Source organism: Pseudoduganella sp. R-31, assembly GCF_049913235.1.
Taxonomy (GTDB): Bacteria; Pseudomonadota; Gammaproteobacteria; order Burkholderiales; family Burkholderiaceae_D; genus Rugamonas.
In genome coordinates, this window is the sequence record NZ_CP183986.1 from 4832313 (window position 1) to 4857351 (window position 25039).

Below are 25039 nucleotides of genomic sequence, written 5' to 3' on the forward strand. Positions count from 1 at the left end.
TTAGACTCAGTATAGCCCTGTTGGACTATTTGCACTTTCCCGTTGCCTTGGCCGCAAAAGTACCGGCAGCGCGCTTGGCGTCATGGTGAAAGTGAACATCTCCTCGACCGGCGGCGCGCCAGGCAGCGCCTCGATGGTGAAGCTGCGCGCCACCATCGACATCAGCGTCCGGATCTCGCTCATGGCGAGATAGCGGCCCGGACAGAAGCGCGGCCCGCCGCCAAAGGGCAGCATCTTGCGCGCAGGGTCGTCGAATTTCTCCTTCATGGCCGGATCGAGCCAGCGTTCGGGCCGGAATTCGGCGCCGTCGGGCAGTGATACTTCGCGTTCGAAGGCATGGCGCAGCAGCATGAAAATCACCGTGCCCGCCGGTATCTGCACACCGTCCAGCGCCACGTCGCGCACGGCCTCCGCGCCCAGCACCGGCGCCACGGGCTTGAGGCGCATGGCTTCCTGCACGCAGGCGTCGAGGTATGGCGCCTGCCCGGGAGCGCCCAGGGCATCGGCTTCTTCGGCCAGGCGCGCGGCAGCTTGCGGATTGCGCGACAGCAGGAAAAGCATCCAGGCGATGGTGTTGGCCGTGGTGTCCTCGCCGGCAAATACCATGATGATGGCATTGGCGCGCACCGTCTCGTCGCTGATGCCGGAATCCGGCAAGTCCGCCGCCGCCAGCATCGCTTCGAGCAGGTTGTCCGGCTTGTCGTGAAGCGCCGGATTGGCTGCCATGCGGTCTCGCGCATCGGCAACGAAGCCGTCGACCGCGGCGCGGATGCGCAGGCCGGCCGCCTCGGCGGCACGGTCTGCCGGCAGCTTGATGCTGCGCCACCAGGCAACCGGCGCCACCAGCCGCCGCGCCATCTGTGCGAACACGAATTCGATATCCTGCTGCAGCGGATTCTCTTCGTGCCGCACCATGTCCTGGTCCTGCCCCATGGCCATGCCGATCGCCACGTCGAGCGCGAAAGCCTTGAGGTCGCGCAGCAGCCGTTGCGGCTGGCCCGCCTGGGCAGCCGCCTGCCAGCGCAGGCGCAAACGTTCGGTCATGGCAAGCAGCCTGGGATGGAAACGGTTGATGACTTCCGGCGTCAAGGCATGCATGACCAGCTTGCGCTGGCGGCGCCATTCCTCGCCCTCGGCCGCAAATACGCCGACGGCCGCCGCTTCTTCGAGGACGCTGGCCACCCGCCGCGAACGCCGCCACTGGTCGGGGCGGTCGTGCAGGACCTGCGCGATATCGGCATGCCGGCTGGTGACGACAAAGCGCCGGTCCATCAGGCGCATGCGGTAGATCGGGCCGTATTCGCGCGCCCATTCTTCCAGCTTCTGGTGGAAATGGGCCGTATCGATTCCAACATTACCCAGCAGCGGCACGCCGCTGGGGCCTGGCAGGTGATTCATGGTGCACCTCCTTCAGAAGCCGCACTCCCGCAAATAGTCAATGAACAGCCGCAGCCTGGCCGGCGTGAACTGGCGCGATGGCCGCACCGCAAACAGGCCAAAGGGCTCAGGGCTGGCGCCGGGCAGCAATTGCTGCAGGCGGCCGTCGGCCAGGGCCGGAGCCAGCACGAATTCGGGCAGCAGCACGATGCCCATGCCCTGGATCGCGCATTCGGCCAGCGCTTCGGCATTATTGGCCGCCAGCGGCACTTTCAGGTCGAGCTGCTCGCCCGGGTCGCCAATCAGGCGCCCCCACTCTTCGCGCACGCTCAGCAAGCTGTAATTTAACACCGAGTGGCCGCGCAGCTCCGCCAGGGTATTCGGCTGGCCGGCACGACGCAGGTAGGCGGGCGCTGCGGCGAACACGCGGCCGACAGTGCCAATACGGGTGGCCACCAGCGAGGAGTCGCGCAGGAAGCCGATGCGCAGGGCGACGTCGATCGCTTCCGCATGCAGGTCGGTGGTGCGGTCTTCCAGCAGCAACTGCACTCTCAGGCCGGGATGGCGCTGCATGAACGGCGGCAGCACCGGCGCCACTTTCTGGATGCCGAAGCTGAGTGGAGCCGCCACGCGCAAGGTGCCGCTGGCGCTGTCCTGGCCCTGGCGCACGCGGTCGTGGGCTTCATCCAGCAGCTGGAACACGGCCTGCGCATCGGCGTAGAAGGCGCGCCCGGCATCGGTGATGTCGTTGCGGCGCGTGGTGCGGGTGATCAACTGGCTGCCCAGCGCTGCCTCCAGCGTGGCGATGCGGCGGCTGATGGCGGCGGTGCTGACCGAAAGCTGTTCGGCCGCCCGCACAAAACTGCCGCTCTCCACCACGGTGATGAAAGCGCGCAGGTCGGTCAAGTCATATTGTTCCATTTTGCGTAAATATCATTTGCACAACCACTAGTTTATTACGGCATCCGGATTTATTAAAGTTCACTCCATCGCAACCCCACAACAACGGAGCACACCATGAATTTCAAGACCCTGATCAAAGCAGCACTGCCAGTCATCCTCGCCTTCAGCGCCGGCGCCCACGCCGCACCGCCTGCCGAACAGTTGCTGACGCCAAAGAACCACACCCTGGTGCTGATCGACCACCAGCCGCAGATGGCTTTCGCCACGCGGTCCATCGATATCGCCGAACTGCGCAACAACGTGACCGGCCTGGCCAAGGCGGCCAGGACCTTCAAGGTGCCGACCATCCTCACCACCGTCGCCGCCAAGTCCTTCAGCGGCCCGATCTTCCCCGAGCTGCAAGCGGTATTTCCTGAACAAGCCCCGATCGACCGCACCACCATGAATACCTGGGAAGACCAGCGCGTGGTCGACGCCGTGCAAAAGAACGGACACAAGAAAGTCGTGATGGCGGCGCTGTGGACCGAGGTATGCCTGGTGCAGCCGGTACTGTCGGCCATCGACCAGGGCTACGAGGTGTACATCGTGACCGACGCCTCGGGCGGCGTCAGCAAGGAAGCGCATGACATGGCCGTTCAGCGCATGGTGCAGGCCGGCGCCCGCCCCGTGACCTGGCTGCAGTACATGCTGGAACTGCAGCGCGACTGGGCGCGGGGCGAGACCTACGCTCCCGTGATGAAGATCGCTTCTGAACACGGCGGCGGCTATGGCCTGGGCATCGTCTACGCCAAGGAAATGTTCAACGCCAAGGAAGGCAAGAAGTAATCATGCGGCTGGCAACCGCCCTGCTGGCAGCCTGCGGGCTGCTGGCCTGCCTGCCGGCCCTGGCCCAAAGCCAGGGCCGGCTTGGCCGCGAGGTATATGAAACGGTCTGCATCGCCTGCCACGCAAGCGAGAATGTGATGGTCAGTTCGCCCAAGCTTGGCGACCGCAAGGAGTGGCAGGAGCGCATGGCGCGTGCCGGCGGCCTGGATGGCCTGGTGCGCAATGCCATGAGAGGGGTGGGCGCGATGCCGGCCCGCGGCGGCAGGCAAGAACTCGATGCCGACCAGCTCAAGGCCGCGATCCGCTACATGATGCAGGCGGATTGACCCGGCTCCACTCGCACCAGCCGCCGTCGTACACGCTGATGCGCTCCCAGTCCATCAACCAGGCATAGAAGAATGCCAGCGAAGCCCGCCAGCCGGTGCCGCAGTAGAAAGCGGTGCGCTGGCCGGGCTCGATCCCCGCCTGGCGCCACAGCGCGCTGATCTCCGCCGGAGGTTTCATGGTCCCGTCAGCGTGCTGGTATTCGCTCATGCTGTGCACGTCGCCATCGTTGCCGGCACGGCCCCAGCGAGCGCCGGGAATGTCGCCGCGGGCATCGATATAGCTGTAGCCGGACGTGGCGCCGACGTGCTCCTGCCAGGTGCGGATGCTGACCAGGGCGCCGTCCGGCTGCTGCAGCAGTTCGCGCGCCTGGGCGGTGTCAATCAGGAAGTCCGGGCGCGCCGGAAAGGTGGAACCAAAGCTTGCCGCAGCTTGCGGCAACTGGCCGGCGCCCCGCTCCAGCGCATGGCCGGCCCGCAGCCAGCCATCGAAGCCGCCATCGAGCAGGCGCACGTCGGCCACGCCGGCATACAGCATCAGGTGGGCAGCACGGGCAGCGGCCAGCGAGTTGCGGCCGTACAGGATGACGGTGGTGTCGTGGCGGATGCCGTTTTCCAGCAGCAGCGCCAGCAAGGCATCGTCGGAAACCTTGTTCCAGTGCGGCTGCCGTTCGAGGCGGTTGGTGTCGATATAGCCAGCGCCCGGAATATGGCCGGACAGGTAGGCGGCGAGGCTGTCGCAGCCTACTTCAAACAGGCGCCACGCCCCGCCCGGCGCTGCCGGCACGGGCACGCCATCGAGCAGGCGCGCCAGCCAGGCAGGCGATGGGAGCTGGTGCCAGCGCGCCAGGTCGGGACGGAAACCATGCATTTAAAACAACTCAAAATCACAATCAATCCGGCAGTTTACCAGCTTCGGCGGGCGCCTCCGGCTTTGCATCGGGCTTGGCATCAGCTTTGTTCTCCGCTGGGTGCATCACCACCTGCACGTAATTATTGAAGTCGAAATAGCGCCTGGCGGCGGCCTGCACGTCCGCCACGGTCAGGCTGGCGATCATGTCGTTCTGACGCAGCAGCAGCCTGGAATCGGTCCTGTTGACCAGCGACTGCTGGAGGTTGACGAGCCACCAGCCGTTTTCGCGCAAGGCCTTGCGGTAGTTGCTGGTCCAGTTTTCCTTGACCTTGGCCAGGTCGGCCTCCTCCGGTCCCTTCTCCTGCAGCTTGCGCGCTTCGGCAAAGGTGGCTTCGATGGCCTTGTCCGCGTTTTCCGGCGCGGTCGGCAGGCCGATATTGATGGTGTAACTGGGGTAAGGATGGCGCGCCATGCCGCCATGGATGCTTGCGGTATAGACCAGGCCGCGCTGCTCGCGCAAGGCTTCCGTCAGCTTGATCTGCATGATCTCGATGAGGGCGCGCAGGCGCATCTGCTCGACCTCGTTGAAACCGGCTTCGCCCGCAAAGATGATGCTGACCTGGCTCTTTGCTTCGCGGCCGCGGCGCACTTCCTTCTTCACCACGCCGCGCACCGGGCGTACATGGCGGTCCTTGTATTCGACAGGTATTTTCGCAGCCGGCAGGCCACCGAGGTAGGTCGCCAGCAAGGGCTTGATCTTCGCCACGTCAAAACTGCCGACAAAGAAGAAGGTCATGCCGTAAGCACTGGACATGCGCTCCTTCTGCAGCGCCATCACGCGCTCGAGGCGAATGCCGTCCAGCTCTTCCGGACGCGGCGTCAGGCCCACGCGCGGATGGTTGCCGTACATGGTCGTGCGCATGGTATCGGTCAGCACCGCCTCGGGACGCGCCTGGGCGTTGCGCGCCTGCTCCTGCTGCTTGTCGATGAAGACATCGAACAGCGCCTGGTCGCGGCGCGGCTGGGTCATTTGCAGGTAGGCCAGCTGTAGCATGGTCTCGACGTCGCTGCTGCTGGAACCGCCGGCAAATCCTTCGGTCACGCTGCCCAAGGCAAAGGCCGAGCGCACGCTGTGGCCGGCCAGCATTTTCTGCAGGTCCAGCGGCGCATAGCCATCGACGCCCATGCTGGCGAGGATGGCGGTGGCATAGCGCGCGTTGACGATATCGCCCTCCTCCGCCAGCGACTGCCCGCCGAAACGGGTCGACGACATCAGCACCTGGTCGTTCTTGAAATCGGTCGGCTTCAACACGGCCTTCACGCCGTTCGACAGCAGCAGCTCGGTGGTACCCAGCAGCTTGTCCGTGCTTTCCTTGACGATGCGGCCGGCCTTGGGCGGCTGCGCCATCAGGCTGGCAGCAAGTGCCTTTTCCTCATGCGCCGACACGGTGGCCTTTTCGGCCTCCTCCACGGTGGCCAGCATCTGCGTCGCCTGCGGCACCACGGTGCCCGACTTGTCGTTGCCCATGAAGATGACCAGCTTCTTCTGCCCGACCGGAATGGCGTTGCGCACCTGGGCATTGACTTCTTCCAGCGTGATGCCCGGCAGCAGCTCCTTGTAATAGCTGTATTCGTTTTCGATGCCGGGCATCGATTCGCCATCCAGGAAGTGGCGGGTGAACTCGCTCACGTAGGCCGCCGACTCCGTCTTGTCGCGTTCGTTGTACAGGTTCTCGATGAAGCGCATCATATTCTTCTTGGCGCGCTCCATTTCAGCCGCGCCAAAGCCAAGCTGGCGCGCACGCTCGCCTTCCTCGACCACGGCGCGGATGGCCGGCAATGCGCCGGCCTTGCCCACCACGGCGCTCGAAACGAAGGCCTGCCGGCCATGTACCGCCTTGGCCATGTTGCTATAGCCTTGCAGGAAAGGCGGGTTCGGTTGCTGCGACAGTTCGGCGATGCGCTGGCTCAGCATCGCTGCCGACAGCAACTCCACCATGCGGTTGCGGTACTCGCCGACAGTCTTCGATTCGGTGCGCTCGATGAAGCGATAGCGGATCGTCACCAGATTTGACGGCGCCTCGCGGTCGGTGACCACGATGGCTTCCGACTCCTTGCGTTCCGGGATCGGGGGGTAGGTGCGCGGGCGCGGGTTGGCGGGATTCACCAGCTTTGAAAAATGGCTGGCCACCAGGCGCTCGGCCTCTTGCGGATCGACGTCGCCCACCACGATCACCGCCATCAGGTCCGGGCGGTACCAGTCCTTGTAGAAGCGGCGGATCGCATCGGGCTTGAAGGACTTCAGGATTTCCGCCTTGCCGATCGGCAGCCGGCTCGCATACAGCGAGCCGTTGAAGATCTTCGGCAGCAGCACCTTGTTCATGCGGTCGGTCGCACCTTTGCCCAGCCGCAGTTCTTCCAGCACGATGCCGCGCTCGCTCTCGATATCGGCATCGTTGAAGGTCACGCCCTGGGCCCAGTCTTCCAGCACCAGCAGGCCCTTGTCCAGGTTTTCCTTCTTGTCGACCGGGATCGGCAGCATGTACACCGTTTCATCGAAGCCGGTGTAGGCATTCAGGTCGGCGCCGAATTTCACGCCCACCGATTGCAGCCACGAAATCAGCTCGTGGCGCTTGAAATGGGTCGAGCCGTTGAAGGCCATGTGCTCGGTGAAGTGGGCCAGGCCAAGCTGGTCCTCGTCTTCCAGAACCGAACCGGCCTTCACCACCAGACGCAGTTCAACGCGCTTTTCCGGGCGGCGGTTCTGCTGGACATAGTAAGTGAGGCCGTTGGTCAGCTTACCGGTCCTGATCTGGGGATCAAGCGGCAGCAGCGTTGCCGAATCGGGGGCGGCGGAAGCCACGAAGGAGCAGCACACCAAGGCTGCTGCCAGAAGCAGTTTTAGTAGTTTCATAACATAGTACGATACACCATAGCTTGTCGTTAATGCTAGTATGCCGGAATGAACGCTTACCGCCCTGCAATCGCGTGGCTGACCAGCTGGTGGCAGTTGCTTCAGTTCGCCGCACTGCTGCTGACGCGCGCCATGGCGCCATCCAGCTACCGGCGCGATAACCGGCGCATGCTGTCCGAACAGATCGTCGTTGCCACCACCGCCAACCTGGCCTGGTTTTCCGTGCTTTGCGCGCTGATCAGCCTTGTCATCATCCGTATTGTCGTGGTCACCTCGGCCAGCTACGGCCTGTCGCGCTATGCGCTGGAAATGGTGGTGCGCGTGCTGGTGCTGGAACTGGTGCCGCTGACGGCGGCGCTGTTCGTGGCCTTGCGCACCACCCTGCCCGCTGGCGTCGAATTCGCGCAGCAAAGGCTGGCCGGCCATGCGCCCGACGCGCGCGCCGCCCTGCGCACCCAGTTCTACCCGCGCGCCGCAGCGGGCGTGTTCGCCGTGTGGATGCTGGCTGCAGTCAGCTGCCTGCTTACCCTGGTGCTGGCCTACCTGGTGATGTACGGCTTCACGCCATGGGCGCTGCCGGGCTACACCCGCGTAGTGGGACAGATATTCAATCCGGCGGTGTGCCTGATCCTGGTCCTGAAGGTAGTGTTTTTCAGCTTGGCGGTAGCGGTGATCCCGCTGGCGTCCTCTTACTTCACCGGCGCCTCCAGCCCGCTGCGGCGCATTGGCGTTGCACACGGGCTGGCCGACATGGTGCGCATGTTTTCCGTGATCCTGGTAGTGGAAGCCGCATCCCTGATGGGTAATTATTATTGACGATATGAGCGAAACGACTCCCCCTGCTACCGGTGCCGAGCCGGCGCCGATCCATAACGCCGAAGCCAAGGCAGTTGCCCTGCTGGTGCTGCTGGTCGCCTTGGTGCTTGGCGCGATCATGTACTTGATGTACGCACGCGGCGCCTTCGAGCCCACGCAACGGCTGGTGCTGACCGCCGACGACTCCGAAGGCGTGGCGGTCGGCATGGACGTGACCTTCGCCGGCTTCCCGATCGGCCGCGTGCAGCGCATCGAACTGGCGCCGGACGGCAAGGCCCGTATCCTGGTCGACGTACCGAGCAAGGATGCGCACTGGTTGCGCACCACCAGCATCTTCACGCTGGAAAAGAGCCTGGTGGGCGGCGCCAAGCTGCGCGCCTTCACGGGCATCCCGGCCGACCCGCCCTTGCCGCCTGATGCCGAGCGCGCGCTGCTGGTGGGCGACATGGCCGCCGAAATCCCGCGCCTGCTGCAATCGGCCAAGGACTTGCTGAACAACCTGGCGGCGCTGACCGCCGAAGAATCCGCACTCGGCACCAGCCTGCGCAATGTGCAAGGCGTGACCGAGAAATTGAATGGCCCCGGCGGCGCGCTCGGCGTGCTGGCAGGCGAAGACCAGAAAGCGCGAGAACTGCTGCGCAATGCCAATTCGCTGGTAGTGAAGGCCGACAGCCTGGTCGGCAACGCCGACAAGCGCGTGTTCGGTGAAAAAGGCCTGGCCAACGATACGCAGGCGGCGGTGCAGCAGTTGAATGCCCTGCTGGCAGACGCGCGCAACTCGCTGAAAAAGCTCGATGCGGTACTGGTGGAAGCGCAAGCTGTCGGCGCCAACACGCGCGCCGCCACCGAAGACCTCGGCGCCTTGCGCGCCGAAGTCGACGCCAACCTGCGCAAGGTAGAACAGATGATCAATGAGCTGAATCGCAAATGGCCGTTCAAGCGCAGCGAACCGGAGATCAAACTTCCATGAGAATGTCGACACTCGCCGCGGTACTGGCCGCCGCGTTGTTGGCCTCCTGCAGCAGCGGCCCGCGCGTGCCGGACTGGCAGTTGAACGCCGCCGGCGCCACCGAGCGCGCAACTTCGGCCTACATGGAAGGCAAGACAGCCGTCGCCGAGCGCGAGTTCAGCCTGGCCCGCAACCAGGTCGGCAGCACCGCCCAGCCCGCGCTGGCGATCCGGATCGAGCTGCTGCGCTGCGCGGTACAGGTAGCAGCCCTGGCATATGAAGAATGCGCCGGCTTCACGCCGCTGCAAGCCGACGCTTCCGCCGCCGACCAAGCCTACGCCCGCTACCTGGCTGGACGCGCCACCCCGTCCGATGCCGCCCTGCTGCCCGAGCCGCAACGCGCCGTAGCCGGTGCATCCAGCGACACCGCAGCCGCGATGGCCGCCGCCGCCATCAGCGACCCGCTCTCGCGCATGGTCGCCGCGGGCGCCCTGATGCGCGCCAACCGCGCCACGCCCGAACTGGTGACGACGGCCATCAACACCGCCTCAGCCCAAGGCTGGCGCCGCGCCGTCCTGGCCTGGCTGAACGTGCAATTGCAGCGCGCCGAACAAGCCGGCGACACCGCCGAAGCCGAACGCCTGCGCCGCCGCATCAAGCTCGCCACCACTCCATAACAGCCGAGTCCGTGTCACACCTTGGGGTCACACCCCAGGTGTGACACGGGCTCTAGCATGCCGCGCGGTTGAGGTCGTGTCACACTTAGGGTGTGACCCCATGGTGTGACACGGGCTCAGCCGTTGTTGGTGTTGGCGGCGGCTTCGCGCAGTTTGTCTTTTTTGCTCTTGCGCTTGCCTTTGATGCCGCCGGTGCCGTCGCTGGCGCCGGGGGGCAGTGGCTTGGCTGCCGTGGTCGGTTCGAAGCCGGCCAGGCGTTCGCGCTGGACGCGTACGTTCTGGCGCTTTTCGATCAGGCGGAAATGCTGTTCGGCGTCGGGGGGGATGAAGCTGACCGCCAGGCCGGAGGCGCCGGCGCGGCCGGTGCGGCCGATGCGGTGGGTGTAGTCGGCCGGTGAGCGCGGCAAGTCGTAGTTGACCACCACCGGCAGTTGCGCGATGTCGATGCCGCGCGCGGCGACGTCGGTGGCGACCAGCACTTTCAGTTTGCCTTCGCGGAAGTCGTTCAGTACCGAGGTGCGGGCGCCCTGGCTGAAGTCGCCGTGGAAGGCTTCCGCTGCCACGCCGCCGCGACGCAGCTTGTCGGCCACGTGCTCGGAGGCGTATTTGGTGGCCACAAACACCAGCACCTGTTTCCAGCCCTCTTCTTTCAGCAGGATGCGCAGCAGCGAGGTGCGCTGCGCCTGGTCCACTTCAATGGCGCGCTGGGTGATGTCGGGTGCGGACGCTGCTTCGTCCAGCGTGGCGACCCGCACCGGTTCGTGCAGCAGCTTGCCGGCCAGCGCCTGCACCGCCGGCGGGAAGGTGGCGGAAAAGAACAGGTTTTGCCTGCGCGCCGGCAGCAGCGCGAGGATGCGGGAGATTTCGTCGGCGAAGCCCATGTCCAGCAGCTTGTCCGCTTCATCCAGCACCAGCACCGAGGTGCCATCCAGCTTGAGCGCATTGTGCTCGACCAGGTCGAGCAGGCGGCCGGGGGTGGCGATCATGATGTCGGTGCCGCCGCGCAGGGCCATCATCTGCGGGTTGATCGAAACGCCGCCAAAGGCGACCGAGACCTTGACCGGCGACGGAAGGTGCGATGCCAGCCCGCGCAACGCTTCACCAACCTGCGCCGCCAGCTCGCGCGTGGGCGCCAGCACCAGCGCATGCAGCTTGCGCGGGCCGGCGCCTGGACGGCCCGCCTCGAGCAAGGCATTCAGCAGCGGCAGCGCAAAGGCGGCCGTCTTGCCGGAGCCGGTTTGCGCCTGCCCCAGCACATCCGCGCCGCGCAGGGCGGGAGGGATGGCGGCGGCCTGAATGGCGGTGGGGGTGCTGTAGCCGGTCTCGGTGATGGCGTTGAGCAGTGCGGGCGCGAGGCCCAGGCTGGAAAATGTCATGGCGTGCTTCGTTGGGATAAGCCGGCAGTATACCTTGTGCCGGGTTTCGTGCGACTATACGTTTGCTATCAATCTACCAACAATCACAACAAGAAATGATCAACTGGGATGCCCACATCTGCCTGCCGCAGCATCCGCAGGCGGATTTCTCTCCGCTCGACCAGCTCCATTCCGCTGGCGTGAACTACGTGTCGATCGCCGTGGGCGCGGACATGAATCCCGTGTCGCAGGTGATGTCGGTCATCGCCGGCTACCGCGCCACCATCGCCGCCAATCCGGGCCGCTATCGCCTAGTGTCCGGCGTGGATGAAGTGATCCAGGCTGCGGCCGACGGCGTATTGGCCATCGGCTTCGACATGGAAGGCGCCATGCCCTTGATGGAGCAGCCGGAAATGGCAGAAGTGTATGCCCGGCTGGGCGTGCGCCAGATGCTGTTCGCCTACAACCGCAACAACAACGTGGCCGATGGTTGCCACGATATGGCGCGCGGCCTGACGCGCCTGGGCCATCGGGTGCTGAAGGCGGTCAACGACGCTGGAATCATCGTCGATTGCTCCCACACTGGCCGCCTGTGCAGCCTTGAAATCATGGAAGCTTCCAGCAAACCGGTGGTGTTCAGCCACGCCAATCCGTTTGCCATGGTGCCGCACGGGCGCAATGTGACCGATGAACAGATTCAGGCCTGCGCGTCGACAGGCGGCGTGGTATGCGTGTCGGGCCTGTCGTGGTTCCTGGGCTGCGAGCAGCCGACAGCGGCGGACGTGGCGCGGCACGTGGCCTATGTCGCCGACCTGGTGGGCGTGGCCCACGCAGGTGTCGGCCTGGATATCTGCTTCAGCGAAAAAGACCTGGACGATACGCCGCCCGGCGGCTTCAATCCCGGCTGGTGGTGGCCGGAGTCGGCCGGCTATCGCGCCGGCCGTTCTCCTTCCTTCGTGCCGATCTATGCCTGGAGGTCGCTGCCGCTGGAATTGCGCAAGCTGGGCATGGCGCCCAGCGAGATCGAGCAAGTCCTTGGCCGCAATATGCTGCGTGTGGCACGGGCGACCTGGCTAAGCTGAGCGACGCAGCTTACATCCCGACGTCGCCGTAAGGCCCTGCCAGCACCACAACGTAACCTTCCGGATCGCGCAGCCACAGTTCGCGGTGCTGCGCGTTGCTGTTTTCCTTCGGCCCCTCCAGCACCGTGGCGCCGGCTGCAGTAGCGCGATCGACCGCATCGTCAAAGTCGTCAGTCCAGAACCACAGCAGCGCACCGTTGCCGTAGGGGCGCTGTTCGGGATTGCCGATGTGAGGATGATGGTGGGCATCCCAGCGGTGCAGCTGCAGCACCATGCGGCCGTCATGCAGCAATTGCTCGTACTCGTTGCCGCCGTGTCCGCTCTTCAGGCCCAGGGTTTTCTGGTACCAGCGGCTGGCCGCCTCGACGTTGCTGACAGCAATCAAAGGTTGCGCTTGCATATCTCCTCCGTTTCCAGGGTTCGCGGAAAAACCTGCTGGACCTAAGCTTACCCCGGTCCGAACCTCTGCACAGCAAAGTCGAGAAAACTTCGCAATTTTGGCATCATTCGCCGGTCGGGCGCATACAGCACGTGCAAAGCGCGAGCCACTGGTTCGTAGCCCGGCAACAGCCGCACCAGGCGGCCGGCGGCGATTTCCTCGGCCAGCAGTTCGTGGGGATGCAGGACTATTCCCTGCCCGGCCACGGCTGCGGCGCGCAGGGCTTCGCTGTTGTCGGTCGAGAACCTGCCGCGGATTGAAACCGACTCGCGTCGTTGCGGCCCGTCGAATTCCCATGCCGTGCGCAGCGTGGTGTGCGAGAACACCAGGCACTCGTGTGCTTGCAGGTCCTGGGGCGTTTTCGGCTTGCCGGCCGTTTTGAGGTAAGCCGGCGCCGCGCACAGGACCATGCGGTACGGTGCCAGCCGCCGTGCCTGCAAGCCGCTATCGGGCAGTTCGCCCGTGCGGAACACGGCATCGTATCCCTCCTCGATGAGGTCTACCGTCCGGTTGCTCAGGCTGAGATCCAGCGTGACTTCTGGGTTCTGTTTCAGGTACTCGGGAATGGCCCCGGCGAGCGCCCGGCTGCCGAAGGTGATCGGTGCGCTGATGCGCAGCCGCCCCCTTGGCACGGCGCGGGTTTCCGCCAGCAGCGCTTCGGCCGCCTCCATCTCGGCCAGAATGCCCTTGGCCCTCTCGTAAAAGATGCGGCCGCCGTCCGTCAGGCTTTGCCGGCGCGTGGTGCGGTTCAGCAGCTTGATGCCAAGGCCCTGCTCCAGCGCCCGCATCTGCTTGCCCGCCAACTGCGACGAGATGTTGAGCTCTTCCGCTGCTGCGGAGAGCGAACCAAGCTCCACCGCTTTCACGAATATCTGCATGCATGTCAGCTGCCGCAACCGGCGGCGCCGCTCCGGCCAAGCCTACCGTGGTCCTGGTCCATGGCGCCTTTGTCGACGGCTCGGTATGGAACAAGGTCATTCCACAGTTGGAGGCAAAAGGCTTGAAAGTAGTGGCGGTCCAGAATCCATTGACTTCGCTGGCCGACGACGTCGCCGCGACCAGGCGCGTGCTGGACATGCAGGCCGGCCCGGTCGTCCTGGTGGGGAATTCCTGGGGTGGCGTCGTCATCACCGAAGCTGGCCGGCATGGGCGCGTCAAATCGCTGGTCTACATCGCGGCTTTCGCTCCCGCCGAAGGACAGTCGATCGTGACCGCGTCCAAGGGCTACCCGACACCTTCGTGCTTCAGCCACTTGGTGGCCGACAAGGAAGGCTTCCTGACCCTCACGCTTGAAGGGGTGCAGAAACACCTCGGGCAATATGTCCCGGCCGCGGAAGCAAAGCTGTTGGCGGCTACCCAGGTTCCGATCCGCGGCCTCAATTTCGAAGAGAAGGTCGGCGTCCCGGCCTGGAAGAGCAAGCCGTCGTGGTACTTCGTGAGCGAGCAGGACAACATGCTGGCGCCGGCCCTGCAGAAGGACATGGCGAAGAATATCTCGGCACAGGTGGTCAGCCTGCCTGCCGACCACTCACCGCACGTTTCGCGCCCCGGCGATGTCGCCAAGCTGATCCTCGCGGCGGCCGCTGCCACGTCGGATTAAGGGCGGGACGGCATACCACTGCACCACGCCGAAGGCGAATTCGGGGAGGACGAACAGCCAGACCAGCGGCATGCCGCCACCGGCCAGTGTCCAGGCAAACCAGGTGCTGAACATGAGGCGTGCCGTGCCGTCGTAGGTGGCGAACTGCGGCTGCGGGTCGCGCAGCCGCAGCCAGGACCACACCAGCACGATGCTGCCGAGCAGGCAGGCAAACAGGATGTGGATGGCGCCGAAGGCCGGCAACGGCGGCCCGCCCAGCGCTTCGTTTAGCGCGGACAGGTGGCCGTGGGCGATGGCGAAGGTCCATGGGGTGGCGAAAGGTGCCGTCACCAGCAGGTCGTAGGTGGCGCTGGCGCGCACCAGTTTGCGGATATTTGAAGTATTCATGCTGCGCAGCTTAAACCTTGGAGTACACTCCATGGTCAAGCACTTTTTTGGAGACGGCGAAATGCAGATCGGCGAACTGGCTGAAGCAACGGGCATCAGCCGCGATACCCTGCGCTATTACGAAAAGCGCGGCTTGCTGGCGGCGCGCCGCAGCACAAATGGCTACCGCGACTATCCCACGGAAGCGGTGGACTGGCTGCGCTATATCCGCATCGCGCAGGCGCTGGGCTTCACCCTGCAGGAAATCGAGGCGGATCTGCCGCTGCTGGCGGCGCCTGTCGAACAAAGCGCGGCGGTCCTGCGCACAGCCCTGCAAGCCAAGCTGGCCGAGATCGACCGTCGCATCGACGGCCTGCAGTCGTTGCGCGGCGAGCTGCTGCACCGCCTCAGCGAGCGGATGGAAGATTGCCCGCTGCGCCCCGTTGCGGCTGCGGCTTAGGCGCTGATTAGTTAAACTGGCGTATGGTCAACGCCACCTTCCGCTTCTACGAAGAACTAAACGACTTCCTGCCGCGCGAACGGCGCAAGGTTGAGTTCACCGTACCGTGCGCACGCGCGGCCACCACCAAGCACATGATCGAGGCGCTTGGCGTGCCGCATACCGAAGTCGAACTGATCCTGGTCAACGGCGAGTCGTCGGGCTTCGAGCGCCTGCTGTGCGATGGCGACCGGGTGGCGGTCTACCCCAAGTTCGAGGCGTTCGACGTGCGGCCGCTGCTGCGCGTGCGCGCCGAGCCATTGCGCTTGGTGCGCTTCGTGGCCGACGCCCACCTTGGCGGCCTGGCGCGGCTGCTGCGCATGGCGGGCTTCGATACGCTGTACGACAACCGGATCGACGATCCGACCGTGGCAGCGCTGTCGGCGGAGGAAGGCCGGGTCGCCCTCACCCGCGACCGCGAATTGCTGAAGCGGCGCGGGATTACGCACGGCTGCTATGTGCGTGCCCTGAAGCCTGCCGAGCAGTTTGCGGAGCTCTTCCAGCGCCTGGACCTGGCGGCCAGCGCGCGGCCGTTCACGCTGTGCCTGGCCTGCAATGCGCCGCTGCGGCCGGTGCCGAAGGCCGAGGTGGCGGAACAGCTTCCGCCTTCGGTGCGCGCATCGCAAGAGGAATTCCTGACCTGCGACGTCTGCCGGGGTGTGTTCTGGCGCGGCTCGCACTGGCGCCGCATGAAGGCGCTGCTGGAGAGCCAGGGCGTGGCTACCGGCTAGCGCTGCCTGCCTGCGCGCAATCGGGTTCGATCGATTCGACCGGCGCCAGCACGATCCGCTGGCCGCCAGCCTCGAGATCGCGCAAGCGTGGCGCTGCCAGCGAGAATTCGCCGGCCCTCAGGCGTTCCTGCAAGCCGGCGCATCCGGCGAGCGACTTGGGCGGCCGGCCGATGACCTGCCACCGTCCCTCCCGCTCGGCCAGGAGCGCCGCGCCATCGGCACGGTTTTCTCCGACCAGCAAAACGTCCTGCCGGCCGTCGCCGTCGGCATCCAGCAAGACCGCGTCGCACCGGCTGCCGGCGCGGCGCAGGCAGCCCGGCGCCCACGCCGGATAGCGGACAGCGGCCCAGTCCTGCGCGAGGAAGCCAGGCGGCATCCGGACGCCTTGCGGCCACACGCTCAGGTTGGCGGCAATATCGGCCGGCCCGGCAGTGCCGGTCTCCCCGCGATCCTCGTAGCGCTGGCTCAATACGCTTGCCGCGCGGGTGCGAACGGCTGCAGCCTGCGGACCGGCGCCGTGGGCGGCGAGCGTCTGCAAGGCTTCCATGCCATAGCGCGCGCCGCGGAAGCGCAGGAATCCATAGTCAAACTTGTCCGTCGCCGTTGCGCCACTGGCCAGCCGCGCCACCTGGCTGGCAACCGATATGCGTGCCGGATCAGCAAGCGGCGTAAAGAGCGACAGCGCAACCGCCAGCGAGAGCATCGCTGCCGCAAGGTTCACCTGGCGCAAGCCATCCAGCCACGGCCCGCCCCGGCGCACGGCTGCGTACACATAGCCGCCTGCATAGAACACTGCCACCAGCAGGCAGGCGGCGGCGATCACGCGGTCCGGCGTCCAGCCGTAATCGGCCACGCGCAGGCCGAGCGCATACACGCCCAGCATGGCCAGCGGCGGCAACAGGAAGCAGGCCAGCCGCGCCGAGAAACGGACGCTGCCCGCCAGCCCTGCGGCCGCGTCGCCCGCCTGGAAAGCGGCATTGACCAGCACCACCAGTACTGCGCTGCTAGCCAGCAGCACGGCGGTGGCGTGGCGCGTCTGCCACAGCACCTCCAGGCCGGTGAACGGCAATGCAGCCAGGAATCCGCCGACCAGCAGCACTGCGATTGGCAGGATCCAGGCTTTCAGCACCAGCAGCAGGCTGCGGATGCCGCGCACGATCGCCGGCCGCACGTCGGTGGTATGCATGGCGCTGGAAAAAGCCACGCATACCAGCGGCACCGAGAACCAGGACTTCATCAGCAGCTTTTCGAGGAAATTCAGCTTCAGGAGGCCGAACAATGCGGCGCCCATCCACATCACCAGCCAGATACCAACCACGAACAGGGCGGAAAACAACAACTGGATCGCCAGTTTCCAGGCACTTTCGAAGCAGGTGGCGTAATGGGCGACCCAGCGCCTGTCGTGCGCTCCTGCCATCACCAGGCTATGGGCGACAAAAAAGAAACCGATGACGAACGGGAACACGAGGAAGCTTGGCCGCAGCAACGGCGCATGGTCGAAGGCATTGCGCCACGCATCATGCATGCCAACCACCGCCAGCACGGCGGCGGCGGCTCCCAGCCACAAAGCCAGCGGACGACGCTCGAGATGGCCCAGGCTGGAAATCAGCAGGACGGGCAGGACGATGGCGGCCAGCACCAGCGGCAGGTAGAGCATCGGCTGGCTGGCCGGCCAGTTGCCGGACTGCTGCGCATGATACAAAAAATATAACACACCACCCTGCACCAGGCCGGCAATCAGGCGCAACTGCCCCACCCGCCGCGTGACGGCAGCGTCGCGCACCGGTTCCTGCGGCAGCACATCTGGTTCGGAGGTTGCGGCGTCCATGAAACGATCATATCCCCTTGTCAATTTTGCAGCAACGCCACTGTTGCGCAGTACGGCTATAATCAATGGTTCAACCAGCCGTATGCGCCATGAATCCACATCTCGACAAGCTGCAGTCCTACCCGTTTGAAAAACTGCGCCAGCTCTTTGCCGGCAGCACGCCCAATCCCGCTTTCAAGCCTATCAGCCTGGGCATGGGCGAGCCAAAGCACCCTACCCCGGCCTTCATCCGCCAGGCCCTGGTCGATAACCTGGACGGGCTGGCCAACTATCCGCTGACCGCCGGCAGCGAGGCGCTGCGCAACGCCATCGCGTCCTGGCTGGAGCGCCGCTACGACCTGCCGACGCTGGACCGCGCCACCCAGGTGCTGCCGGTAAACGGCTCGCGCGAGGCCCTGTTCTCGTTTGCGCAGACCGTGATCGCGCCCGATACCGGCGCACTGGTGATGTGCCCCAACCCGTTCTACCAGATTTATGAGGGCGCGGCATTCCTGGCAGGCGCCGAGCCGTACTTCGTCAATTCCGATCCGGCCCGCAATTTCGCGCCGGACTACGACAGCGTGCCGGAAGAAGTCTGGCAGCGCGTGCGCCTGCTGTTCATCTGCTCGCCGGGCAATCCGACCGGCGCCGTGCTGACGCTGACCGACTGGGAGCACCTGTTCGCGCTGTCCGATCGTTATAATTTTATTATCGCCGCCGACGAGTGCTACTCGGAGATCTACCATGGCGACGAGCCGCCGCTGGGCGCGATGCAGGCGGCCAATATCCTGGGACTGACCCGGGAAGGCGAGCCGTATGCCCGCCTGGTGGTGTTTTCCAGCTTGTCCAAGCGCTCCAATGTGCCGGGCATGCGCTCCGGCTTCGTGGCCGGCGACGCGCAAGTGCTGAAGAAATTCCTGCTGTACCGCACCTACCACGGCAGCGCCATGGGCCCGCATGTGCAGGCCGCCTCTGTCGCCGCCTGGAACGACGAAACCCATGTCGAGGAAAACCGCGCGCAATACCGCGCCAAGTTCGCCGCCATCACGCCCCTTATCCAGGAAGTGCTGGACGTGCAAATGCCGGACGCCAGCTTCTATTTGTGGGCCGATGTGACCCGCACCGGCCTGTCCGACACCGAATTCGCCCGCCGCCTGCACGCCGAGTACAATGTCACCGTGCTGCCGGGTAGCTACCTGGCGCGCGACGCCCACGGCGTCAACCCGGGCCGCAACCGCATCCGCATGGCGCTGGTTGCCGAAACCGAGGAAGGCCTTGAAGCGGCGCGCCGTATCGTTCAATTCTGTAACCAACTAGCTAAATCATGAGCATCCAGCAAATCATTGAAACCGCGTGGGACAACCGCGCCGAGATCAACCCGTCCAACGCCACCGCGGAAGTGCGCGATGCCGTCAACCACGTGCTGGCTGGCCTGGACAACGGCTCGCTGCGCGTAGCCCATAAAGAAAATGGCGCCTGGGTGGTCAACCAGTGGATCAAGAAGGCCGTGCTGCTGTCCTTCCGCCTGGAGAACAACGTGGTCATGCCTTCCGACGGCACCATGCAGTTCTACGACAAGGTTCCTACCAAGTTCGCCAACTACTCGGCCGAAGATTTCGCCAAGGGCGGCTTCCGCGTGGTGCCGCCAGCCGTGGCGCGCCGCGGCTCCTTCATCGGCAAGAACGTGGTGCTGATGCCTTCCTATGTGAACATCGGCGCCTACGTCGACGAAGGCGCGATGGTCGACACCTGGGCCACCGTTGGTTCCTGCGCACAGATCGGCAAGAACGTGCACCTGTCGGGCGGCGTGGGCATCGGCGGCGTGCTCGAGCCAATGCAGGCCAATCCTACCATTATCGAGGACAACTGCTTCATCGGCGCCCGTTCCGAGATCGTGGAAGGCGTGATCGTGGAAGAAAACTCGGTGATTTCGATGGGCGTGTACATCGGCCAGTCGACCAAGATTTACGACCGCACCACTGGCGAGGTATTCTACGGCCGTGTGCCGGCCGGCTCCGTCGTGGTTTCGGGCTCGCTGCCATCGGCTGATGGCAAGTACAGCCTGTACTGCGCCGTGATCGTCAAGCGCGTCGACGCACAAACCCGCGCCAAAACAGGCATTAACGAATTGCTGCGCGGCGTATAACCGTAACAAGGAGATACCCAAAAAATGGCTATGGACCGCCTGTTCCAGCTAATGAAGGAAAAAAACGCCTCGGACATGTTTTTTGCCGTAGGCTCGCCGGTGCATCTGAAGATCAACGGCCTTCTGATCCCGATCAACCAGCAAAAGCTCGGACCCGAGAACCTGGAAGCCCTGTTGGCTGAGGTCTGCTCGCCCGAGCAGCTGGAAGAACTGGATACGACCAACGAGCTGAACATGGGTATCTCCGTGCCCAACCTGGGCCGCTTCCGCCTGTCCGCTTTCCGCCAGCGTGGCAGCATTTCCGCTGTCTTCCGTTTCGTCCCGGCCAGCATTCCGCCGCTGGGCGAACTGGGCCTGCCGCCGGTGCTGGCCGACCTGATCATGGAAAAACGCGGCCTGGTGCTGCTGGTCGGCGCGACCGGCTCCGGCAAGTCGACCACCATCGCCTCCATGCTGGACCACCGCAATGAACTGCGCTCGGGCCACATCCTGACGCTGGAAGACCCGATCGAATACCTGTTCCGCAACAAGAAGTCGATCGTCAACCAGCGCGAGATCGGCAGCGATGCCAAGGACTTCTACACCGCCCTGCGCAACTCGATGCGCCAGGCGCCGGACTGCATCCTGATCGGCGAGATCCGCGACCGCGAAACCATGGCATCGGCCATGGCTTACGCGCAGTCGGGCCACCTGGTGCTGGCGACCCTGCACGCCAACAACTCGTACAACGCGCTGAACCGGATCATTTCCTTCTACCCGATCGAGAACCGCCCTGCACTGCTGCAGGACTTGTCCTCGACCGTCAAGGCGATCGTGTCGCAGCGCCTGATCCGTTCGGCCGGCGGCGGCACCCGCACGCCAGCGGTCGAGATCATGGTCAACACCCGCTACATCTCGGACCTGATCGAAAAAGGCGAGATCGGCCAGATCAAGGAAGCGCTGGAAAAATCCCTGTCGCCGGGCTCGCAGTCGTTCGAGCAAGCGCTGTACAGGCTGGTCATGGACGGCTCCATCACCAAGGATGAAGCCCTGGCCAACGCCGACTCGGCCACCAACCTGCTGTGGCTGCTGAACCACGGCATGGAAACGCCGCCAGCCGTCGAGGAAGAAGAACTGAAATCCCCGACCGACGCCTCCTTCACCGAGTTCACCCTGAACTCCTGACCTGGCGCGCGGGGCTGTCAGTGCCAGCGCTTGCCGAGGCAAGCGCTGCGCCGCACATCTGCGGTCCGGTTCTTGCCGATCCTGGCTAGGGCTGAACAAGTTTGCCGATGAAATCATCAGGACGCGCGGTAAGCTGCAAACGGCATGCGATGAGGTATGATCAGAATTTCATATCAACAAGAAATTCCGCCCCAATATGAGCACCGCCCTGCCGATCGCCAAAACCGACGCCCTTTCCCTCGACCTGCTATCCAGCCTGGTGAACCGCCACGGTTGCATCACCGGCGCTACCGGCACCGGCAAGACGGTCACGCTGCAGCGCATGGCACAATCGTTGTCCGACATCGGCGTGCCGGTCTTCATGGCCGACATCAAGGGCGACCTCTCTGGCATGGCGAAACCCGGCGTGCTGGGCGAAAAAATGGCCAAGCGCCTGGAAGCGCTGAAGCTGGAAACCCCGCAATGGGCCGCCTGCCCGGTTACCTTCTGGGACGTGTTCGGCGAACAGGGCCACCCGGTACGCGCCACCATTTCCGACCTCGGCCCCACCCTGCTGGCGCGCATGCTGAACCTGAACGATACCCAGGAAGGCGTGCTGCAGCTGGTGTTCAAGATCGCCGACGACAACGGCATGCTGCTGCTCGACACCAAGGACTTGCGCGCCATGCTGCAGCACGTGGGCGACAATGCCGCCGACTACAAGACCAGCTACGGCAACGTCAGCGCGGCCAGCATCGGCGCCATCCAGCGCGGCCTGCTGGCGATTGAAGAGCAAGGCGGCGAGCAGTTCTTCGGCGAGCCGATGTTGAACATCGACGACCTGATCCAGACCGATGCGGCAGGCAAAGGCGTGGTGAACATCCTCGCTGCCGACAAGCTGATGAACGCACCGCGCATCTACGCGGTGTTCCTGCTGTGGATGCTGTCCGAGCTGTTCGAAAACCTGCCGGAAGTGGGCGACCTCGATAAGCCGAAACTGGTGTTCTTCTTCGACGAAGCCCACCTGCTGTTTGCCGAAGCGCCGAAGGCCCTGCTGCAAAAGATCGAGCAGGTGGTGCGCCTGATCCGTTCCAAAGGCGTGGGCGTGTTCTTCATCACGCAAAATCCCCTCGATATTCCGGAGACCGTGCTGGGCCAGCTGGGCAACCGCGTGCAGCACGCACTGCGCGCTTACACGCCACGCGACCAGAAGGCCGTCAAGTCGGCCGCTGAAACCTTCCGCCCGAATCCGGCGCTCGACGTGGCGCAAGTGATTACCGAGCTTGGAGTGGGCGAGGCGCTCGTATCCTTCCTCGACGAAAAAGGCACGCCGCAGATCGTGCAGCGCGCCTTCGTGCTGCCGCCGGCATCGCAACTGGGCCCGATCAGCGCAGCGGAACGCCAGGCCGCGCGCGCCAGCTCGGTTGTGGCCGGCGTGTACGAGAAAGCCGTCGACCGCGAATCCGCCTACGAAAAGCTGACTGGCCGCGTCGCCGGCGCCGGCACCCCTGCACCCGCACCGGGTGGCCGCGGGCCGATGGGCCGGGGCACCGCGCAAGCGCCAGCCGAAGCGCCTGCCGACAGCGGCGGCTCGATCTTTAGCGACGTACTGGGCGGCCTGTTCGGCGGCAGCAGCAAGCGCGACACCGCAGTGCAGGCGATGGTGAAATCCGCCGCCCGCAGCATCGGCTCGCAAGTTGGCCGCGAGATCATTCGCGGCGTGCTGGGCTCCATCCTGAAGAAGCGTTGATCGTGCGGGCCGGTGTTTTGCTGCTCGCACTCCTTCCCGCTGTGCACGCACAGGCTTGCTCGTCCGTGTCGGCGCACCCCATCGCCTCGCTCAGCGACCTGCCTCAGGAGGTGTTGAACCTTCTGGGCCGCTTTGACAAGCCCCGCGCCGGCATCGCCGATATTGGCGAAAGCTTCAATGCGTCGGACGTGATTTACCCTGACAGCCCGCCCCAGCAGCGCCTGGTGTCCGGCGTGGCGGGCAAAGATTGCGTTGAACTGAAGGTGGAGTTCGGAGGCATCGCTTACCACACGGAGCAGATTGAGTTCCGGGACACGTGGCGAGGCTGGGCCAGGACCAGGGGCGGCTACGGCCCGGTCGTTCTCAAGCCGGCCCCGGTGCAGGCGCCACGGCCATGACGGCGCCTCAATGGGACCGGCCGGCGCCCTTCATCCTGCCGGTCACGCCGCGAGCGGCTGACATCGACGGCCTCGATCACACCAATAATGCGGTCTACGTGCGCTGGTGCGAAGAGGCTGGCTGGGCGCACTCCAATGCACTCGGCCTGACGCTGGCGGACTACAAGCGGTTGGACCGCGGCATGGCGATCCGCCGCAGCGAGTTCGATTACATCTTCGCCACCAACGAAGGCGAGGATCTGCTGCTAGGCACCTGGCTGCTGCCCGGCGACAGCCCGCTATCGATGCAGCGCTGCTTTCAGTTGGTTCGCCAGCGCGACAACACCACGGTTCTGCGCGCGCGCTGGGACCTGGTCTGCATAGAGCTGTCCAGTGGCCGCCCGAAGCGGTTGCCGCCGGAATTCAGCGAGGTGTACGTGCCGGCATTCAGTCAGGTGTCCGCGTCAAAATAGGCGCGCGCGTGGCGGCGGGTAGCTCCGCCCTCTTGCCATTCTCAGGAAACATTGGCAAAACGATCACGGTTTATCACGCTCGCTGCACGATATAATGTCGTCCTTCGGCCGCAAGGCCGCCCCCGCACAACATTATTTTCCGAATGATTACCCTCTACGGCATTCCCAACTGCGACACTGTCAAGAAAGCCCGCGTATGGCTGGCTGGTCAACAGCATGACTTCACCTTCCACGACTTCAAGAAACAGGGCCTGGACGAAGCCACCGTGCGCACCTGGCTGAAAACCCTGGACTGGGAAGTGCTGGTCAATAAGAAGGGCACCACCTGGCGCGCCCTGCCCGACGAGCGCAAGGCTGCCGTCACCAGCGCCGATGCCGCAGTCGCCCTGATGCTGGAAAACCCGTCCGTGATCAAGCGCCCGGTGCTGGTGGGTGCCGGCGCGAAGGCCCACGTCGGCTTCAACGACGCCATGTACCAGGAAATCTTCGCAGCATGAGCGCCTCCCGTACCCTCGACCTGACCGAGAAGCTGCTGGGCCGCGAGTCTGTCACGCCTGACGACAAGGGCTGCCAGGACCATTTGAAATCGTGGCTGGAGCCGCTCGGCTTCCACTGCGAGACCATCATTTCCGGCGAAGTCACCAACCTGTGGGCGCGCAAGGGCACGGAAAGCCCGGTGCTGGTGTTCGCCGGCCATACCGACGTGGTACCGACAGGCCCGGTCGAAAAGTGGTCGTCCGAACCGTTCTACCCGACCCACCGCGACGGCAAGCTGTATGGCCGCGGCGCTGCCGACATGAAGACATCGATCGCCGCGATGGTGGTCGCTTGCGAAGAATTCCTGGCCGCGCACCCGGATCACAAAGGCTCGATCGCCTTCCTGATCACCTCCGACGAAGAAGGCCCGGCTACCGACGGCACCGTCACGGTGGTGGAAAAGCTGAGGGCGAGAAACGAGACCATCGATTACTGCATCGTCGGCGAGCCGACTTCCGACAAGACCCTCGGCGACATGATCAAGAACGGCCGCCGCGGTTCGCTGTCGGGCAGCCTGACCATCAAGGGCGTACAAGGTCACATCGCTTATCCGCAGTTGGCAAAGAACCCGATCCACCTGGCCGCGCCGGCACTGGCCGACCTGGTGGCCGAAGTCTGGGACCACGGCAACGAGTACTACCTGCCGACCTCCTGGCAAATGTCGAACATCAAGGCCGGCACCGGCGCCAACAACGTGATCCCGGGCGACATGCACATCGACTTCAACTTCCGCTTCTCGACCGCTTCCACGCACGAGAGCCTGCGCGAGCGCGTGCATGCCATCCTCGACAAGCACGGCCTGGAATACCAGCTGGACTGGACCTTGTCCGGCCTGCCCTTCCTGACGCCACGCGGCACGCTGTCCGAAGCGCTGTGCCACGCCATCAAGGATGAAACGGGCGTCGACACGGAACTGTCCACCACCGGCGGCACCTCCGACGGGCGCTTCATCGCCCAGATCTGCCCCCAGGTGATAGAATTTGGCCCCCCGAACGCCAGCATCCACAAGATCGACGAGCACATCGAAGTCCGCTTCATCGATCCACTGAAGAACATCTACCGCCGCACCCTGGAAAACCTCCTGCGCTAAGAAGAAC

General features: G+C 64.7%; 26 protein-coding genes. 17 read left to right on the forward strand and 9 right to left on the reverse strand.

What is annotated here, in order from left to right; translation table 11 throughout:
- Positions 1-6 precede the first annotated feature (6 nt).
- Together ACN9MY_RS21815 and ACN9MY_RS21820 are read right to left on the reverse strand one after the other, a co-directional pair.
- Positions 7-1398 (reverse strand): cytochrome P450, encoded by a 1392-nt coding sequence (locus ACN9MY_RS21815; RefSeq protein WP_426336130.1) that lies wholly within the window; start codon positions 1396-1398, stop codon positions 7-9.
- 12 nt (positions 1399-1410) lie between these two features.
- The gene (locus ACN9MY_RS21820) at positions 1411-2298 is read right to left on the reverse strand and encodes a LysR substrate-binding domain-containing protein (RefSeq protein ID WP_426318590.1); all 888 of its coding nucleotides are present in this window, start codon (positions 2296-2298) and stop codon (positions 1411-1413) included.
- A gap of 96 nt (positions 2299-2394) precedes the next feature.
- Here ACN9MY_RS21820 and ACN9MY_RS21825 point away from each other — a divergent pair, with 96 nt between their 5' ends.
- Both ACN9MY_RS21825 and ACN9MY_RS21830 read left to right on the forward strand, forming a co-directional pair.
- Complete coding sequence (locus tag ACN9MY_RS21825) at positions 2395-3105, forward strand: hydrolase (protein WP_426318591.1); 711 nt, start codon at positions 2395-2397, stop codon at positions 3103-3105.
- Positions 3106-3107: 2 nt separating this feature from the next.
- On the forward strand, positions 3108-3431 hold the full coding sequence (locus ACN9MY_RS21830; protein WP_426162621.1) for a c-type cytochrome: 324 nt from the start codon (positions 3108-3110) through the stop codon (positions 3429-3431).
- Here ACN9MY_RS21830 and ACN9MY_RS21835 read toward each other — a convergent pair.
- Both ACN9MY_RS21835 and ACN9MY_RS21840 read right to left on the reverse strand, forming a co-directional pair.
- Positions 3394-4299 (reverse strand): sulfurtransferase, encoded by a 906-nt coding sequence (locus ACN9MY_RS21835; RefSeq protein ID WP_426318592.1) that lies wholly within the window; start codon positions 4297-4299, stop codon positions 3394-3396. The genes ACN9MY_RS21830 and ACN9MY_RS21835 overlap by 38 nt on opposite strands.
- Before the next feature lie 22 nt (positions 4300-4321).
- A complete protein-coding gene (locus ACN9MY_RS21840; protein ID WP_426336131.1) occupies positions 4322-7195 on the reverse strand; it encodes a M16 family metallopeptidase in 2874 nt (957 codons plus the stop codon).
- A 48-nt stretch (positions 7196-7243) separates the two neighbouring features.
- On the opposite strand from ACN9MY_RS21840, the gene ACN9MY_RS21845 reads away from it, so the two are divergent.
- Genes ACN9MY_RS21845 through ACN9MY_RS21855 form a run of 3 tightly spaced genes read left to right on the forward strand, consistent with a single transcriptional unit; the run spans position 7244 to position 9637 of the window.
- Complete coding sequence (locus ACN9MY_RS21845; protein ID WP_426162624.1) at positions 7244-8011, forward strand: ABC transporter permease; 768 nt, start codon at positions 7244-7246, stop codon at positions 8009-8011.
- 4 nt (positions 8012-8015) lie between these two features.
- Entirely contained in the window at positions 8016-8981 is a 966-nt protein-coding gene (locus tag ACN9MY_RS21850; protein WP_426336132.1) for an MlaD family protein, read from the forward strand.
- Between the two features lie 2 nt (positions 8982-8983).
- On the forward strand, positions 8984-9637 hold the full coding sequence (locus ACN9MY_RS21855) for a hypothetical protein (protein ID WP_426336133.1): 654 nt from the start codon (positions 8984-8986) through the stop codon (positions 9635-9637).
- A gap of 116 nt (positions 9638-9753) precedes the next feature.
- Here the strand turns inward: ACN9MY_RS21855 and ACN9MY_RS21860 are convergent, their stop codons facing one another.
- Positions 9754-11013, reverse strand: a complete 1260-nt coding sequence (locus ACN9MY_RS21860; RefSeq protein WP_426336134.1) for a DEAD/DEAH box helicase — start codon at positions 11011-11013, stop codon at positions 9754-9756.
- Positions 11014-11108: 95 nt separating this feature from the next.
- Between ACN9MY_RS21860 and ACN9MY_RS21865 the strand changes: the two genes are divergently transcribed.
- The gene (locus ACN9MY_RS21865; protein ID WP_426162630.1) at positions 11109-12074 is read left to right on the forward strand and encodes a dipeptidase; all 966 of its coding nucleotides are present in this window, start codon (positions 11109-11111) and stop codon (positions 12072-12074) included.
- Positions 12075-12084: 10 nt separating this feature from the next.
- Here the strand turns inward: ACN9MY_RS21865 and ACN9MY_RS21870 are convergent, their stop codons facing one another.
- Positions 12085-12474 carry a VOC family protein gene (locus ACN9MY_RS21870; RefSeq protein WP_057259270.1) on the reverse strand — a complete coding sequence of 130 codons (390 nt, stop codon included), beginning with the start codon at positions 12472-12474 and terminating at the stop codon, positions 12085-12087.
- A gap of 47 nt (positions 12475-12521) precedes the next feature.
- Entirely contained in the window at positions 12522-13391 is an 870-nt protein-coding gene (locus tag ACN9MY_RS21875) for a LysR family transcriptional regulator (RefSeq protein WP_426162631.1), read from the reverse strand.
- Between the two features lie 2 nt (positions 13392-13393).
- Between ACN9MY_RS21875 and ACN9MY_RS21880 the strand changes: the two genes are divergently transcribed.
- Positions 13394-14113 (forward strand): alpha/beta fold hydrolase, encoded by a 720-nt coding sequence (locus tag ACN9MY_RS21880; protein WP_426336135.1) that lies wholly within the window; start codon positions 13394-13396, stop codon positions 14111-14113.
- Here ACN9MY_RS21880 and ACN9MY_RS21885 read toward each other — a convergent pair.
- Positions 14042-14500 (reverse strand): hypothetical protein, encoded by a 459-nt coding sequence (locus tag ACN9MY_RS21885; protein ID WP_426336136.1) that lies wholly within the window; start codon positions 14498-14500, stop codon positions 14042-14044. The genes ACN9MY_RS21880 and ACN9MY_RS21885 overlap by 72 nt on opposite strands.
- 31 nt (positions 14501-14531) lie before the next feature.
- On the opposite strand from ACN9MY_RS21885, the gene ACN9MY_RS21890 reads away from it, so the two are divergent.
- Positions 14532-14939 carry a MerR family transcriptional regulator gene (locus tag ACN9MY_RS21890; protein WP_426318600.1) on the forward strand — a complete coding sequence of 136 codons (408 nt, stop codon included), beginning with the start codon at positions 14532-14534 and terminating at the stop codon, positions 14937-14939.
- A gap of 23 nt (positions 14940-14962) precedes the next feature.
- Entirely contained in the window at positions 14963-15709 is a 747-nt protein-coding gene (locus ACN9MY_RS21895) for a Mut7-C RNAse domain-containing protein (protein WP_426336137.1), read from the forward strand.
- On the opposite strand, the gene ACN9MY_RS21900 is transcribed toward ACN9MY_RS21895, so the two are convergent.
- On the reverse strand, positions 15699-17537 hold the full coding sequence (locus tag ACN9MY_RS21900; protein WP_426336138.1) for a DUF4153 domain-containing protein: 1839 nt from the start codon (positions 17535-17537) through the stop codon (positions 15699-15701). The genes ACN9MY_RS21895 and ACN9MY_RS21900 overlap by 11 nt on opposite strands.
- An 89-nt stretch (positions 17538-17626) precedes the next feature.
- Between ACN9MY_RS21900 and dapC the strand changes: the two genes are divergently transcribed.
- The 8 genes from dapC (at position 17627) to dapE (ending at position 25032) form a co-directional block, all read left to right on the forward strand.
- Entirely contained in the window at positions 17627-18844 is a 1218-nt protein-coding gene (gene dapC / locus ACN9MY_RS21905; protein WP_426336139.1) for a succinyldiaminopimelate transaminase, read from the forward strand.
- On the forward strand, positions 18841-19662 hold the full coding sequence (gene dapD, locus ACN9MY_RS21910; protein ID WP_426162641.1) for a 2,3,4,5-tetrahydropyridine-2,6-dicarboxylate N-succinyltransferase: 822 nt from the start codon (positions 18841-18843) through the stop codon (positions 19660-19662). The genes dapC and dapD overlap by 4 nt, the downstream gene beginning before the upstream one ends.
- A 24-nt stretch (positions 19663-19686) precedes the next feature.
- A complete protein-coding gene (locus ACN9MY_RS21915; RefSeq protein WP_426336140.1) occupies positions 19687-20826 on the forward strand; it encodes a PilT/PilU family type 4a pilus ATPase in 1140 nt (379 codons plus the stop codon).
- Positions 20827-21022: 196 nt separating this feature from the next.
- Positions 21023-22555 (forward strand): helicase HerA-like C-terminal domain-containing protein, encoded by a 1533-nt coding sequence (locus tag ACN9MY_RS21920; protein ID WP_426336141.1) that lies wholly within the window; start codon positions 21023-21025, stop codon positions 22553-22555.
- Between the two features lie 113 nt (positions 22556-22668).
- Complete coding sequence (locus ACN9MY_RS21925) at positions 22669-22953, forward strand: hypothetical protein (protein ID WP_426336142.1); 285 nt, start codon at positions 22669-22671, stop codon at positions 22951-22953.
- Entirely contained in the window at positions 22950-23405 is a 456-nt protein-coding gene (locus ACN9MY_RS21930; protein WP_426336143.1) for an acyl-CoA thioesterase, read from the forward strand. Before ACN9MY_RS21925 ends, ACN9MY_RS21930 begins: the two co-directional genes overlap by 4 nt.
- A gap of 143 nt (positions 23406-23548) precedes the next feature.
- The gene (locus ACN9MY_RS21935; protein ID WP_426162648.1) at positions 23549-23902 is read left to right on the forward strand and encodes an ArsC family reductase; all 354 of its coding nucleotides are present in this window, start codon (positions 23549-23551) and stop codon (positions 23900-23902) included.
- A complete protein-coding gene (dapE, locus tag ACN9MY_RS21940; RefSeq protein ID WP_426336144.1) occupies positions 23899-25032 on the forward strand; it encodes a succinyl-diaminopimelate desuccinylase in 1134 nt (377 codons plus the stop codon). Before ACN9MY_RS21935 ends, dapE begins: the two co-directional genes overlap by 4 nt.
- The last annotated feature ends 7 nt before the right edge of the window (positions 25033-25039 follow it).